Genomic DNA, 15,726 nt, shown 5'->3' with positions numbered 1-15,726 from the left:
GGGCTCCCCGATATGGAAACTACCGCCGCTCCCCAACTCGAAACCGGCACTTACGAAATCCTGCGCAACCGCCTCTCCAAGGGCGGCACCGAGCTACGCGTGCGTCTTGACAAGCTCAATACAGCCCGCAAGCAGGTGTTCGGGGCCCTGGACTGGGCCTTGCTGGGCACCGGGCGCATTACCACCGAGCACAACTGCGTGCCGATGGACATGGTGGCGCTGGGCGACAAGTTCCTGTTCGGCTACAACGTGCTGCTGGGCCTCAAAACCGAGGTCGATTTGCAGGACGTGTTCGGGGTGTACCAGTACCAGCGGCCGGAGTTTCGGCCCGTGGGGCTGGAGCTGATTCAGGACAAGGCCTTCCTGGAGGAGCTGCGCAACCTGTATAAGTACTACAAGAAGACCCGCTTCGTGAAGTTTGCCCAGCGCGGGCAGCACCTGTTCATGGTGTTTCGGGTGGGCAAGACGGCCAACGACATCAAGACTTTTAAGTGGCTGGTACAGGGCGAGTCGTTGGTGTACCTCGACAACCGCTCCGACCACGAGTACACCTTCCCGGCTCAGCACGAGTTCCAGTGGAAGCGCGCCACCCGCGACATGCACCGCGCCGGCAAGCACCCGCACATCAGCATCGAGGACAAGGTGTTCGTGGAGACGGTGGGCGGCGACTTGACTATCAAGGTCGAAGACAACACCAAGACCGGGCAGGGCATCTACTCGGAGCCCGTCGACAACAAGGACCAGACCCTAGACGACGCCGAAATCCACTACGCGGTGGTGGGCCAGCTGGTGCTGCTCAAGATTCGGCCCTACCAAGAGCCGGATTTCCGCTACTTCCTCTACAACACCAAGCTGCGCCAGGCCCAGCGCCTCGACGCGCTGGCCGACGCCTGCGTGCTGCTGCCCGACGGGCACGGCCTCATTTTCCCCCACGGCTATTACCTGCAAACCGGCGACGGCAAGCAGTTCGAGAACGTGCCCTCGGAGCTGGTGTTCGAGAAGCGCGTGGCCTCGCCCAACGGCGAGGATTTCCTGTACGTGTTCTTCCAGAAGGACAACGGCCTGTACCTGCTCCTCTCCTACAACCTCATCAGCCAGAAGGTGGCCGCGCCCATTGTGTGCCACGGCTACGCCTTGTTCGAGAACGGCGAGCTGTGCTATTTCCGCGCCGACGACGAGCCCAAAAAGCACCACGCGGTGCAAATCTGGCAGACGCCCTATACTGCCCCCGACTTCCAACTGCCCGCCGTGCAGGACGGCTACCTCGGCAAGCTCGGCAACAAGGAAATCGTGCGGGCCATGGCCGAAGCGCAGGAAGTCCTCACCCTCATCGGCAAGGACGACTCCTACACCGGTCTGTACCTGGACTTGATTCGGCGCACCACTACTCTATCCGATTCCTACCACTGGCTAGCCGAGCCCGGCGCCGAAAAGTTGGCCGAACCGCTCCAGGACATCCGCCAGGCCGCCACCTCGGCCGTGGAGGAGTTCGACAAGGTGCAGCGCATCCGCCGCAGCACCCAGGAACAGACGCAGCAGGTACTCGGCCGTGCCCAGGAACTGCGCGACTACATCAAGCGCACCGCCGATGCCACCGAGGTGCAGGAGTACGTGACGCAGTTGGCCAACCTGCGCCAGGTGCGCGGCGAAGTCATTTCGCTGAAAGAGCTGCGCTACGTGGACACCGCCGCCGTGGAATCCGCCGCCACCGAGCTGCAAAACCTCTCGCAGGAAGTGGCCCAGCGCACGGTGGATTTCCTTTTGCGCGACGACGCCCTCACGCCTTACGCCGAGCGCGTAACCGCCTTGGGCGCCGGCATCGAACAGGTGCCGACTGTGACCGAGGCCAACCGCCTCGAACAGGACCTCAACGCCGTGGCCGCCGAGCTGGAACTGCTCATCGAAGTGGTAGGCAACCTGCCTATTGCCGACCCGACGCAGACCACGCGCATCATCGACAACATCTCGGGCATCTACGCCGGCTTCAACCAGCTGCGCGCCGCCCTCAAGCGCCGCCGCCAAGCCCTGGCCGGCACCGAGGCCCAGGCCGAGTTTGCGGCCCAGCTCAAGCTGCTCGAACAGGCGCTGGTCAACTACCTCGACCTCTCCGACACGCCCGCCAAGTGCGACGAGTACCTCTCCCGCCTGATGGTGCAGCTGGAAGAGCTGGAGGGCAAATTCCCCGAGTTCGACCAGTTCCTGAGCCAGCTCGCCACCCGCCGCGAAGAAGCCTACGAAGCCTTCGAGGCCCGCAAGCAAAGCCTGGTGGCTTCCCGCAACCAGCGCGCCGCCGCCTTGCTCTCCTCGGCCGAGCGCATGCTCAAAGCCGTGCACAACCGCGTGACCAAGCTCACGTCGGTGGCAGACATCAACGGCTACTTCGCCGCCGATGTGATGGTGGAGAAAGTGCGCCGCACCGTGGACGAGTTGCTGGCCCTCGGCGACGCCGTGAAAGCCGACGACCTACAGTCGCGCCTGAAAACGGTGCGCGAAGATGCCGTGCGCCAGCTCAAGGACCGCGCCGACCTCTTCGTGGACGGCGGCCAGGCCGTGCGCTTCGGCCCGCACACCTTCACCGTCAACACCCAACCGCTGGAGCTTACCCTGGTGCTGCGCGACGGGCAGCTGCACTACCACCTCACCGGTACCAACTTCTACCGCGTGGTGGAAAGCGACGCCGTGCAGCAGGCCCGCCCCGTGTGGGAGCAAACCCTGCCCTCGGAAAACCACGACGTGTACCGCGCCGAGTTCCTGGCCTACCACCTGCTGCAAGCCGCCCAGCACCCCCAGCCCGCTGCGGAAGGCCGCCCCGCCACGCTATCCGTAGCCGAGCTGGAGCACCTGAGCCCCGCCGAGCTGCTCGCCTACGTGCAGCAGCACATGGCCCCGCGCTACGCCGAAGGCTACCTCAAAGGCGTGCACGACCACGACGCCACCCAGATTCTCGCGGCCCTCGTCCGCCTCACCCGCACCACCGGCCTGCTGCGTTACCCCACCGAAACCCGCGCCGCCGCCAGCCTCTACTGGCACCGCTTCGCCGCCCCGGAGCCAAAGGCGCAGTGGCTGCACCAGATTCAGGGCCTGGCTTTGCTGCTGCAAGTATTCCCCGATGCGCAGGAAACCGGCAAGCTCGCCGCCGAGCTGCAAAGCGGCATCGAGCAGTTTGCCCAGAGCACCGGGCTGTTTACCAGCGAAGACGTAGCCGAAGCCGGTCCCTACCTGCTGCACGAGCTGATTCAGCAGCACGGGCCGTCACCGCTCGGTGCCCTGCCGGCGCCGGTGGCTAGCAGCGCCAGCGGGCTGGTGGAAGGCCGCGGCAGCTTCACGGTCGACCGCATTCAAGCCAAGCCGACGCCGTTCACGACTTCGGCCGAAGCCGCTGACTTGCACGAGGCGTTCCTGAAGCAGCTGAAGGAGCGACGCGCCGCCGATACTTTTGAGGCCTCGGTAAGCGCCCTGGCCCAGCAGCCCACGGCGCAGTACCAGCTGATTCGGCAGTGGCTGCAGGCGTTTCTGCAACAGGCGGGCTCCCCCGCCCTGGCCGAGTACCGCGACGAAGCGGCCGCCCTGCTCGCTACCCGCAGCTACGCGCCCGAGCGCGTGGTGCGCATGCCCCTGACCGAAGTGCTGCCCGGCCTGCGCGGCTCGCACCCGCGCATTCAGGAAGACCACAGCTACACCCTCAACTTCCCGCACTTCCGCCGCCGCCTGCACCACTACGGGCAGCACACCGTGCCGCAATTTGAGCAGTTTGCCGAGCTGAAAAAGCAGCTCCTGCAAGAAGCCGCCGAGGACATGCGCCTCAACGATTTCCGCCCCCGCGTGCTCAGCTCCTTTGTGCGCAATCAGCTCATCGACAAAGTCTACCTGCCCCTCATCGGCGCCAACCTGGCCAAGCAGATCGGCACGGCCGGCGAGGGCAAGCGCACCGACCTCATGGGCTTGCTGCTGCTCATCTCCCCGCCCGGCTACGGCAAAACCACCCTGCTCGAGTACGTGGCCAACCGCCTCGGCCTCATTTTCATGAAAATCAACGGCCCGGCCATCGGCCACGCCGTGACCAGCGTGGACCCCGCCCAGGCCCCCAACGCCGGGGCGCGGCAGGAGCTGGAGAAGCTGAACCTGGCCTTCGAGATGGGCGACAACGTGATGATTTACGTCGACGACATCCAGCACTGCCACCCCGAGTTTTTGCAGAAGTTCATCTCTCTCTGCGACGCCCAGCGCAAGATTGAAGGCGTGTACCAGGGCCGCGCCCGCACCTACGACTTCCGCGGCCGCAAGGTGTGCGTGGTGATGGCCGGCAACCCCTACACCGAAACGGGAGACGTGTTCAAGCTGCCCGACATGCTGGCCAACCGCGCCGACATCTACAACCTCGGCGACGTGCTAACCGCAGGATCCGAAGACGCCTTCCGCCTCTCCTACCTCGAAAACGCCCTCACCAGCAACGCCGCCCTGGCCCGCCTCGCCACCCAGGCCCCGCAGGACCTACCCGCCCTGCTCCGCCTCGCCGAGCACGGCCCCACCGAAGGCCTCGCCTTCGAGGGCAACCACGCCCCCGAGGAGCTCAACGAGTACGTGGCCGTGCTCCAGAAGCTGCTGCGCCTGCGCGACGTGGTGGCCCGCGTCAACGCCGCCTACATCGCCTCCGCCGCCCAGGCTGACGCCTACCGCACCGAGCCGCCCTTCAAGCTCCAGGGCTCCTACCGCAACATGAACAAGCTGGCCGAGAAAGTCCGCCCCGTCATGAACGAGCAGGAAATCGAGCAGCTGCTGGCCACCCACTACGAAAGCGAAGCCCAAACCCTGACCAGCGCCACCGAAGCCAACCTGCTCAAGCTCCGCGAGCTGCTCAGCTGGCTCACCCCCGAGCAAGCCCAGCGCTGGCAGCAGATCAAGCACACCTACCAAGACAACCTGCGCAACTCCCAAGCCGGCCAGGTGCTCCAGGTGCTCACCAAGCTGGAGGCTATTGCGGGCGGGCTGAGCGGGATTCGGGAGGTGCTGCAACACAAATAGTTTTTCACTCTAACCACTTGCAAATCTGCTTAGATTGCAGTCACATTCTTCTCAATTCTACAGCGTTTCTTCTCATGCTCAGTATCAAACACATAATCGTTCACCAGTTACATAAAACCCAACATTCTACAACAACTAGTCTTGAGTTATCGAACGCTTTACTACCAATTGACGATTCGTCTCAGCGCTTAGTAGAAGAGTTGAATGATCGGTATAGCACACAAAATCGAACTAAAATAACTTATGCAAAATTTGGCACTGGAACAATTTTCCCAAGCACGTATGAGACGTTTCATTCAAATCAATGTGAAGAACAATTTATAGCTTTTACAAAAGAAGTTATAATCGATTTAGAACAACGCATATCAGCTGTACCACCTGCAAAAGGAGGATATGTTGTTTTCGCACAATTCGAAAACGGACAGGATTACACTGGCATATATATTATCAGAGAGAAGAAAGGGGTATTATTTAAAAAAGATGAGACAAATGGCTCATTCAAGATAAATGACACATTTCATATCGATTTTGAAAAAATTGCAATGGGGTGCCGCATAAATAATAGTGTTTTCAATAGCCAAAGCAACAACCGATATCTTAGCTTTATTGACAGCCGTAAAGACGAAGTTTCTAAGTTTTTCAACGATTGGATATCAACAGACAACAACACTGACAACGTTACCGATACAAAAGCACTACACAAGGTACTAAGCACAATAGATTTACCACTAGATGAAAATGGCATAGAAATTAACAGGGAAGACATTCTGAACAAAGCTTTTCGCTTCATAAAAGACAACTCACGTACAGTTGACATAAATCAACTTAGCTATGCTTTATTCAATAATCAAGAATATATTGCAAGATATGTATTGGAGAATCATATTGAAATGAGTGGACTGTTTAAGGCGGACTCTAAGACTTTGACTAGGTTTTCTACCATCAAAGTTGCAGCTGACAACATTGTTTTGTCCTTTCCTTTAAAAGCTCTCCATGAGATTGTTACAATCAGCAGTTCGCATCCCAACCTGATTACTATCAACTCTGAAGCCCTTGCTAACAAGATTCGCCAAGAAAGTGTATCTTCCCAAAAAGATTAGGAAACTTACTTGCAACTTATATTGTCGTCTTGGGTATGAGAACAAAGCTACAGCTGCTATCAGAGCTATCTAAGTTCAACTTGGAGTTCACAGGAAGTGCTTTTCTGGTGGACTTCAGGTCACGTGAAGCTTTTCATGACTATACTAAGCTACTTAGCAATTCAGGTATAGACTTTGATGATCTTACAGATACTAAGATCATGCTTGAGTTGAGCAACCTTGGGTTCCCGTGTAGAGTTTTTTACGACACTAATCACTTTCTAAAAAATTTTGGTGACGGCAGCATATTATCTCATTCTTTCAATATAATCTTTTACAATGATTCATATCTATCATATGACAATGGAAAAACAAACACCGAACTAGATTCATTTTTTATTACTAATACAGCAGCCGAAGCTGAATGGAAAAATGCTTTGACTAAGATATGTGATTACAACAATGACATTGCACATGAGTTAGTTTTTCACACAGCAACTAAGGGTGTATTCAAGCTACCATATCCAACATTACTCCCTCTGCTGGATTCCAAGATAGATTTCTCCATATCTATAAAATCAACTATCAATAAATTATCCGATAAAAATTTTGAGTTGTTTTTCAAAAATCAACTTGCTGATTTTATCAAAAACACGCAAGACAAACATTTTTTACAATCAATACTACAATTAGACAACATTGTTAAAGAAGCTGATAAAGAGTTTGAGTTGTACGTTAAAAATTTTTCTTGGGAAAGCTTCAGATCCAAGCTATACAGCGAAAAGGATAAATATTTTGCTTCCTTGAGAGAGATACTAGGTAAAGTAACAACTCAGCTAGTAGCTGTACCTATCTCTATTTCCGCTACAATATTTGCAACATATAAAATAAATAATCCATTTATAATCCTCTTAATAGGAATTGCATTTACAGTATATGTATTCTTTACAATCCACATACAGACATTATATTTCAAAGACATTCAAGAAATAAAGCAAGACTTCAAGAGAGACTTCGACGTCATATCCAAGAAATCTGGACTAGATTCCTCGATAATCGAAATTGAACAAGCAAAAATTGAGAGAAGAATTAATAGCACAACTAACTTAGTTTACATTTTTGTAGCAATACTGACTTTTCTAGGTTGCTTATTTAATCTTTTCCTTGCTCAACAATATTTCTCATCAGTAGCCATTAAATTTATAATAACAACTATACTACTTGTTTATGCTTTAGCACGCATGTATTATGTTCATCAAGGACATTAGCACACAAAGGCCACCAAACGCCCCCAGCAATTGCTGGGGGCGTTTGGTGGCCTTCCACTGCAACGCGGCTACAGTTTATTAAAAGCTGTCAATATCCTTTGTTTAACCAATGCATTTATTACAATTCCTTAGTTTCGGCCAGCAACATTTCAATCATCTGATCAATTTCTTCAAGCCTAACAATCATTTCCATAGTATGAGGATTGTTAAGCCACTGTTCAGGTTGGCCCCAAAACTGCACTTTCCTAAATAGATAGTCTGGTGTTTTATCCCTTAACCCGGCTCTCAAAGAATTTTGCAAGGCTTCGGTCCAAGCGTCCGCAAGGACTGTACTATGCATCACTCCGTTGTTCCTAATGAAAGCTTTGGATAAAGTTGATGCCTTTTGCATCGACCCTATCAAAGCAATATAATATTCTTTTTTTTCTTTGTCCTTCTTGAAGAAAGGAACAGCAAACTTAAGTATATCTATTACCCCACCCAGTAATGTTTTTGTAGCGGCTGCGTTCATACTTCTTTGGTTTAGTTACAAATATATAATTACCATTTAAATTAAGCTTCGGTGTTCATCGACAGGCGTGAGTTTGTAGCTCGTGACCAGCTATACCGGGAAGCAGCGACACCCGGTCAGAGCAATCACCCCAACTCGCGTGTGGAGTTAGCAGCGTTAAATTCGTAACTAGCCCTGACGTGGAGGCAGCCTCTCCACTGCCGCCTCAGCAGCAAGCCCCTAACGCGCCGTCTAGAAAGCTCTGGGCGGCGCGGTTCGTTTTGGAGCAACATCACAACCGCATGCCACGCAGGGCTAGGGTTGAGCGGTGCCATACAAGCGCTACCATTGTAGACTATTTCCGAGAATATTGAAAATAGTCTACAATGGTAAACTGCGTTTATGTAGCCTATTTTAGACTTTTAGCAAAATAGTCTACACCACTACTGCCGCCTATGCCCCGCCGGCCTATCGTTTCCAATTCTGTTCTGGCTCGCGTGCGGGCTTGGTTTGGCCTGCACCTCGATGAGCTAGCCCTGTACCTGGGCGTGAGCAAGGCCCTGACTCACCATATCGAAACGGGCCGCCGCCCGCTCACGCCGGCCGTGCGGGCGGCCCTGCTGCCGCTGCTGCTGCAGCTACCCCCAGCGGAAGAGCCGGCCGTGCCCGCCCCCAGTGCGCCCCTGCCGGCCACCCTGCCCGCGCCCAATGCGGCCGACCTCGATTTCCGCCGCCGCACCTGCCAGCACCGCGCCGCTCGCCTGCTCCAGGAGGCCGAGCAGCTGACCGCCCGCGCCCACGCGGCCGCCCGCTGGGCTGCTGCCCTGCCGGACCTGCTCCCGCCCGAGCCCGGGGCCGCCCTGCCCGATACCCCGGCCGGTCAGGCCCTTGCCGCCGCCCTGGCCCAGCACGCCGACCCCACTGATCCGGCCCGCGCCCAGGACCACGCCCGCTGGCTGCAGGGCTGGCTCGCGCACCGCGCCCGTCCGCTCACTGGGGCCGAGGCCACGCGCTACCACCGCCTGCGCGCCCAGGCCGCCGGCCTGCTGGCCGAAGCCGAGGCGCTGGCCGCGGCCTTGGAACTTTCATAGCTATTCCTCTATATTGGCCGCAGTAGTGTGCCGATTTTTTAACGCGTTTATTTTCCTTCTCTCCTCATGAATCCCAATTATTCCCTGCTTACTACCTGGGCCGAGTGCGACGCCGCCACGGCCGATGTCAACTTCGAACTGAAAACCTTTACCCACCGCGACGCCGGCCTCGACCTGGCCGGCGAGCGGGCCAGCCGCAGCCAGGCCAACGCGCTGGCCGCCCTGGCCAAAAAAGACGCCGAAATCCTGGTGGCCCAGGGCCAGGCCGCCCTGCCCGGCCTCACACCCCAGCAGCAGCAAGACGCCCTCGACGCGGTGGAGCTGCTGCAGGCCCAACGCAAAAAGATCATGCGCGACAACCGCGCCAGCGCCGGCACCGACCGGTTCCTGAGCACCCTCGACGCGGCCCAGGTGCAGGGCCAGGTGGACGTGCTGACGGCCGCGCTGGCGGGCATCGCCGCCCACCGCGCTACGCTCCCCGGTTAAGGTGGCGGATGGGGCCCCGGTCCCGCTCCGTTTTATACCCTCCGGCCACTACTGCCCCGAGCCCTTCCGGTCACCTGGCCGGGAGGGTTTTTTCGTGATGGGCCGCGGAAGTAATGGTTGAGGGGCGACACCCACCAGAGCTAAGGTTAAGGCTAGGACTAAGGTTAGGGCTAAGGTTAGTTCCCCTCCTCAGATGAATTCCGCGCATGGAGCGGCGTGGGTTAGGGGTGGTTGAATGGTCGTTGAACGATTTTCGTTGGTCGTCACGCTAAGGCCCGCGAAGCATGCCGGTCTTCGCCGTTCTTTCTCGCGTGAGAAGGTCCTTCGGCTTTGCCTCAGGATGACGGGTTGGGTAAACAACGACTGGTCAACCACCCCTAGCCCACGCCGCTCCATGCGCGGAATTCATCTGAGGAGGGGAACTAGTCTTAATCCTAGCCGCTGGGTCTTATATGCTCTATTACTTGACTACGCCCCCAACTGGCGCGAGCTTATAGCTCGTGACCAGCTTTGCCGGGAGGCTGCGCCTCCCTTCGCCAGAACGACCAATACTCGCCGGGATTCACCCCTAGCGGCGCGGTACCGCGTTGCCGCTGGGGCGGCAGTGGAGGTGGTACCTCCACCCCAAAGCCGGTCACGAGTTACGCTGCGCTAAACTCGCGCCAGTTGGGGGCTTTAGAGCTTTGAAAACAGCAGAAGCCTGCTGAGCTCGTCAAAGCTGGCCGCGAGTTATGCCCTGCTAAACGCAACTCAGCCCCGTAAGGGGCTCCATTAGTTCTAATGCAACGGTGGGCGGCGGAGGTGTTGATTGATGTATTCTCCCTACTTGCACCTGCTTCCGGCGGAGAATATTCCGATCTTGCCCGCCTATGCCTCATTTACCTATAACCCTGCGTATAGCACTACTTTGCCTTGCTTTACTTAACTGCTTATTTCTACCTGCCCGGGCCCAGGTAGCGCCCCCGGTAAAGCACTGGGACCGAACGCTGGGCGGCAGCGGCGACGACCGCGCTACCTGCGTGCAGCAAACCAGCGACGGCGGCTACCTTGTGGGAGCCTACAGCAACTCGGGCATCTCCGGCGACAAGTCGGAAGCCAGCCGTGGCAACACCGACTACTGGGTAATACGCCTCGACTCCTCCGGCCGCAAACTGTGGGACCGAACCTTGGGCAGCGGCGACGACGATCATTTGCGCGGGCTGGTGCAAACCACCGACGGCGGCTTTCTGCTGGCCGGCACCTCCTCTGCGGGCCCCTCCGGCGACCGAACCCAGCCCAGCCGCGGGGGCATGGACTACTGGATCGTGCGCCTCGACGCGGCCGGCAACAAGCTGTGGGACCGAGCCTACGGCGGCAGCGGCAACGACGAGTTGTATCATGTGCAATTAGCCTCCGATGGCGGCTTCTTCCTCGCGGGCACCTCCTACTCCAATGTGTCCGACGACAAGTCGGAGCCCAACCGGGGACCTACTTACACCTATGATTTCTGGGTGGTCCGCCTCGACGCAGCTGGCAATAAGCTGTGGGACCGAACCATAGGTGGCGCCGAGTCGGATGCTTTAGGCGGCTTTGCCCTGACCGCCGACGGGGGCTGCGTCCTGGCTGGTTCCTCCTGGTCTGACGCCTCCGGCGATAAATCCCAAGACCGACAGCCGGGCGGCGGACAAGATGCCTGGATTGTCCGGCTCGACGCCACCGGGCGCAAACTCTGGGATTGGGACTACGGCACTTCTAGCCCCGACGACGGCTTTGCCAGCGTGCGCCAGCTGCCCGACGGCGACTTCCTGGTAGGCGGCGGCTCCGGTGGCCCGGCCAACGGCGACAAAACCCAGCCTACCCGTGGTGGGAACAGAGACTCCTGGCTGCTGCGCCTGGGCCCCGACGGCCGCAAACGCTGGGACTGGACGGTGGGTGGCAGCGGCTTTGAGGACTGCGGTTCGAACAGCTTCTTTGCCGCAGCCGACGGAGGTTACTTTCTGGCCAGCTTCTCCTCCTCGCCTCCCTCCGGCGAACGGACTGCACCCCGCCGCGGGAACATTGATTACTGGATTATCAAGCTCAATGCCCAGGGGCAGCAGGAATGGGACCAGAGCTACGGCGGCAGCCAGCGCAACGAGCTGTGGTTTATGACTCCGACCCGCCAACGGGGCTACCTGCTGTGCGGATACTCCAATTCGCCCGTTTCGCTCGATAAAACCCAGCCCAGCCGAGGCACCAGCCAATTCGGCGCTAACGACGTCTGGCTGGTGAAGCTGGGCCCGGCCCTACCGCCCACGGTGGCCGTAACCGGCGACTCAGTACTCTGCGCCAACGAGCAGACCCGACTCACGGCCTTGCCCCCGGCACTAGCATACCAATGGAGCACCGGCGCTACCACTCCCAGCATCAGCGTGGGGCAGCCCGGTACCTACACGGTACAGGCCTCCTACCCCAACGGCCACACCAGCACCGCCCGCTTCAGGGTGGTCGTAGCGCCCAGCGTGCCTTTTTTCAATCTGGGGCCCGATACCACCCTCTGCGAAGGCACCCAGCTGCAGCTTCACGCTCCCCCCGGGCTACCCCCTGGCTTGCGCTACACCTGGTCCGATGGCTCTACCGGCCCCAGCCTTACCGTCGCCGAACCCGGCACGTACACCCTACGCCTCAGCGGCTGCGACACCCGCGAGTCCACCCGGCGCGTGGCGTACACCAGTTGTTTGTTTATTCCCAACATCATCACCCCCAACGGCGACCAGCTCAACGACCGGTTCGTCATCCGCGGCCTGCCCCGCGGCAACTGGGCCTTAACGCTTTACAACCGCTGGGGCCGGCAGGTGTACCACACCCCCGCCTATGGCCACGACTGGGGCCTTGACGCGGCTCCTGGTGTGTACTACTACCTATTACGCCAGGGCAACACCAGCTACAAGGGCTACCTCGAAGTTTCGCGCTAAGCCGCCCCGGCCCGGAGCGCTGCATTTACCGGCCAGCGGCCTGCTTGCCTGGCGCGAGTTTAGCGCAGCGTAACTTGTCCTTGATGTGGAGGCGGCGCATCTACTGCCGCCCCAGTGGCAAGCCCCCACGGCGCCGCTTGGAAAGCGCTGGGCGGCGCTTGCTTGAAGCGGCGGCTGCGGCACTGCCGTCCGGACGCCAAACCTGGAGCGCCTTATCCACCCAACTCGTTACCGCTTTGCCACAGGGGCAGCAGAGGAGGTATAACCTCCCAACTGGCGCGCTTGCAGCTCGTGGCCAGCTTTGGCAGGAGGCTGCGCCTCGCTTCCCCGGAACGAGTTGCGCCGCCCGGCTTCTTATAAAGACAGACCGGCAGCGGAACTTGCTGTTGCGGCGCTGCTCAAGCCGGATACGGGTACCAAGGCGGCTGGGGACCTTACTTGGCTGGCACAAATTCCAGCTGCCGGTTGGTGAGCTTCTCCAGATCGGGCTGGCGCACCCGGGCGTAAAAGAGCAGCAGCGCCACGCTGTGGTCGTAGAAATACAAATCCACGGCGTTGGCTTGGTCGTCGGTGGGCAGGATTGCCTGCACAGCGCGGGGCGGATGCACAGGCGGGTTGTTTTCGTCGGCACCGAATAGCAAGCCGCGGAGCTGCCGCGCCTTCCGCAGCGAATCCGCGGGCACGGGTTGATTGCGCTGGTCGTACGCCGTGATGGCGCCCCGTTCCAGGCGGGCCACCAGCGAATCCGACCAATCGGGCTGCCACGCTTGGTTGGTCTTGAAATCGACAATCTTATCCGATTCGACCGTGGTGTAGTTCAACTCCAACTTGGGAGCAGAACAGCTGCTCAGAGCGCAGGTAGCGAGGAGGTAAAAGGCGCGTCGGAAGGCAAGCATGGTGGTGGCGGAGTCTGGTGGTAATAGCCCGCGAAAGGTAGGCAGATTACCGACCGGGTTTCATGCAGCACCAAAAGGTGCTGAAAGCCCTGACAGCCCCCAAACGACGCTTGAGCGAGGAGCGGCAGCGTGCGCCCGCACGGCCCGACGAGCTAGAAGAACTTTTCGTTTCGTGCCGGACCTTCCGGCTGGCTTCCCGTACTCTTACTGCAAACCGAAATTCCGCAACCATGAACACCGAGCAAAACGAACCCCGGCCGACCAACAACGAAATCAACCCCAAGCCCACGGCCTACCCCACTTCGGAGGAGGGCATGAAGGAGCAGCCCGATTGGGACATGTCGAGCTACAAGCCCGCGGGTAAGCTCACCGGCAAAGTAGCCCTCATCACGGGCGGCGACTCCGGCATCGGGCGGGCCGTGGCCCTGGCGTACGCCATGGAAGGCGCCGACGTGGCCGTTATTTACCAGACTAACGCCGAGGACGCCGCCGTGGTGGGCCGGGCCGTGGAGGCGCAGGGTCGCCGGTTTCTGGCCATTCAGTGCGATGTGCGCTCGGCCACAGCCTGCCGCGAGGCCGTGCAGCGCACCCACGCCGAGCTGGGCGGCTTCAACATCCTGGTGAACAACGCGGCCTACCAGATGGGCTACGAGAACTTCGAGACCATTCCCGAGGAGAACGTTCACCGCACGTTCGATACCAACATCAAGGGCTACATCTTCATGGCCCAGGCCGCTATTCCGTTTATGAAGGAAGGCGACGCCATCATCAACACGGGCAGCATTGCGGGGCTGGTCGGTAACCAGCACCTGATCGACTACTCCTCCACCAAGGGTGCCATTCACACCTTCACCAAAAGTCTGGCCGCTTACCTGGGCGAAAAGAAAATCAGGGTGAATGCCGTGCTGCCCGGCCCCATCTGGACGCCGCTCATCCCCGGCACCATGCTGAAGGAAGACCTGAAGAAGTTCGGCGAGCAAACCATGCTGGGCCGCCCCGGGCAGCCCGAAGAGCTGGCCCCCGCCTACGTGTTCCTCGCCTCCACCGACAGCGCCTACGCTACCGGCAGCCTGCTGGAAATCACCGGCGGCATGCCCAAAGGCAGCTAAGCTGAACCACACTGGATGCATGCATTAGGCAGCAGATGACCGAGCCAGGCCGCAGCTGTGCTGGGCGCTGCCCGAAGCACTAAGGTCTGCCGCACCAAGGCGGCCTGTGGAAACAGGCTTTACAGTTGCAGACAGGCCCAACATAACGCTGACGACCAAGCTTATTTGGGTTTTAGTAGCAATGACTTGTAACGTCATGCTCCGTGGCTACAACCCAACGAAAGGAAAATGGCCCGGCGGCGAAGTCTGCTTACCAAGCTGCTTGGACAGTGCTGATACAAGTAGCCGCGACTTACTAGAACGTCATGCTGAGCCCCGCCGAAGCATCTCTACCGCTTCGTTGAACCGACATCGTTCGGTAGAGATGCTTCGGCAGGCTCAGCATGACGGCCATGTTGCTTACTGTCCACACACCCTAACTGAGGACCCCAGCAGCTTTCTGCCCAAATTACACCAGCTGAAATTCCAATGTTTCCACCCGCTCGGTTGTACCAACCCCAGGCCGTAGCTTAATTTCACCGCCTGACACCTACCCTTTCGTTCCTTTACCTTAATACTCCCGCTGATGCTGACTCGCGCCATTCAAGAAGCACTCAACAAGCAAATTGCCATGGAGGCCAGCTCCTCCCAAGCCTATTTGGCTATGGCCTCGTGGGCGGAGGTGCAGCCAGGGCTCGATGGCGTAACCAATTTCTTCTACCAGCAGAGCGACGAGGAGCGGGTGCACATGCTCAAGCTCATCCGCTACGTGAATGAGCGCGGCGGCTTTGCCCTGGTGCCCGCCCTGCCGCAGCCGGTTGTCACGTTTCAGTCGCTGAAGCGGGTGTTCGAAGACTTCCTCAAGCACGAAATGGGCGTTTCGGAAAGCATCAACGAACTGGTGGGGCTCACCCTGCAAGAGCGGGATTTTGCCACCCACAATTTCCTGCAGTGGTACGTGTCGGAGCAACTGGAGGAAGAAGCCCTGGCCCGCATGCTGAACGACAAGCTGGAATTGGTGGGTGATGACAAAGGTGGCATTTACCTATTCGACAAGGACATCATGCTGTTCCGCAGCCAGTCATCCTCCGAGTCGAAAAACACCTAAGCGCCGCCCCTGCACCACCCGGTGCATCTACGCAATCATTCTTACCCGTCGGCCGCCTCGCAGCCGACGGGTATTTTTGTGTTCAGGCCATGCCTAACTAGGTTTTCGACAACAAGCCAGTAGCACGTCACGCGCCCTGACCAACTGAAAACAGAACGATACGCATCCTAGCCATCTGAAATTAGAACCCCCTTTCTGAGCAAAACCTAGGAGCCCGGAAAGACACAACCAATCCCGCGTGCTGCCCTAAGCTACTAACCCAATG

At 58.3% G+C, this 15,726-nt stretch carries 10 protein-coding genes; 8 read left to right on the top strand and 2 right to left on the bottom strand.

Annotated elements, in window-relative coordinates; all coding sequences use genetic code 11:
• Positions 1–12 precede the first annotated feature (12 nt).
• From AC5FXY_RS12930 to AC5FXY_RS12920, 3 genes are all read left to right on the top strand, one after another.
• Positions 13–5,022 carry a DNA repair ATPase gene (locus AC5FXY_RS12930; RefSeq protein WP_493557103.1) on the top strand — a complete coding sequence of 1,670 codons (5,010 nt, stop codon included), beginning with the start codon at positions 13–15 and terminating at the stop codon, positions 5,020–5,022.
• A 74-nt stretch (positions 5,023–5,096) separates the two neighbouring features.
• Positions 5,097–6,122 carry a nucleoid-associated protein gene (locus AC5FXY_RS12925; RefSeq protein ID WP_493557102.1) on the top strand — a complete coding sequence of 342 codons (1,026 nt, stop codon included), beginning with the start codon at positions 5,097–5,099 and terminating at the stop codon, positions 6,120–6,122.
• Positions 6,123–6,157: 35 nt separating this feature from the next.
• A complete protein-coding gene (locus AC5FXY_RS12920; RefSeq protein WP_493557101.1) occupies positions 6,158–7,369 on the top strand; it encodes a hypothetical protein in 1,212 nt (403 codons plus the stop codon).
• A 118-nt stretch (positions 7,370–7,487) separates the two neighbouring features.
• Here the strand turns inward: AC5FXY_RS12920 and AC5FXY_RS12915 are convergent, their stop codons facing one another.
• Positions 7,488–7,880 carry a hypothetical protein gene (locus AC5FXY_RS12915; protein WP_493557100.1) on the bottom strand — a complete coding sequence of 131 codons (393 nt, stop codon included), beginning with the start codon at positions 7,878–7,880 and terminating at the stop codon, positions 7,488–7,490.
• 434 nt (positions 7,881–8,314) lie between these two features.
• Between AC5FXY_RS12915 and AC5FXY_RS12910 the strand changes: the two genes are divergently transcribed.
• The 3 genes from AC5FXY_RS12910 to AC5FXY_RS12900 all read left to right on the top strand — a co-directional run bounded on the left by AC5FXY_RS12910 (position 8,315) and on the right by AC5FXY_RS12900 (position 12,369).
• Positions 8,315–8,950, top strand: a complete 636-nt coding sequence (locus AC5FXY_RS12910; RefSeq protein ID WP_493557099.1) for a hypothetical protein — start codon at positions 8,315–8,317, stop codon at positions 8,948–8,950.
• A gap of 66 nt (positions 8,951–9,016) precedes the next feature.
• A complete protein-coding gene (locus tag AC5FXY_RS12905) occupies positions 9,017–9,436 on the top strand; it encodes a hypothetical protein (RefSeq protein WP_493557098.1) in 420 nt (139 codons plus the stop codon).
• 869 nt (positions 9,437–10,305) lie between these two features.
• Positions 10,306–12,369, top strand: coding sequence for a T9SS type B sorting domain-containing protein (locus tag AC5FXY_RS12900; RefSeq protein ID WP_493557097.1), 2,064 nt, complete (start codon positions 10,306–10,308; stop codon positions 12,367–12,369).
• A 434-nt stretch (positions 12,370–12,803) separates the two neighbouring features.
• On the opposite strand, the gene AC5FXY_RS12895 is transcribed toward AC5FXY_RS12900, so the two are convergent.
• Positions 12,804–13,265, bottom strand: a complete 462-nt coding sequence (locus AC5FXY_RS12895) for a hypothetical protein (protein ID WP_493557096.1) — start codon at positions 13,263–13,265, stop codon at positions 12,804–12,806.
• Between the two features lie 230 nt (positions 13,266–13,495).
• On the opposite strand from AC5FXY_RS12895, the gene AC5FXY_RS12890 reads away from it, so the two are divergent.
• Together AC5FXY_RS12890 and AC5FXY_RS12885 are read left to right on the top strand one after the other, a co-directional pair.
• Positions 13,496–14,374 (top strand): SDR family oxidoreductase, encoded by an 879-nt coding sequence (locus tag AC5FXY_RS12890; RefSeq protein ID WP_493557095.1) that lies wholly within the window; start codon positions 13,496–13,498, stop codon positions 14,372–14,374.
• A gap of 565 nt (positions 14,375–14,939) precedes the next feature.
• Positions 14,940–15,461: a ferritin gene (locus tag AC5FXY_RS12885; RefSeq protein WP_493557094.1), complete on the top strand. Its 522-nt coding sequence runs from the start codon at positions 14,940–14,942 to the stop codon at positions 15,459–15,461.
• The last annotated feature ends 265 nt before the right edge of the window (positions 15,462–15,726 follow it).

The organism is Hymenobacter sp. FMD4, assembly GCF_058932745.1.
The sequence above is the reverse complement of the archived record's forward strand: the minus strand, read 5'-3'. Positions and strand labels throughout refer to the sequence as shown.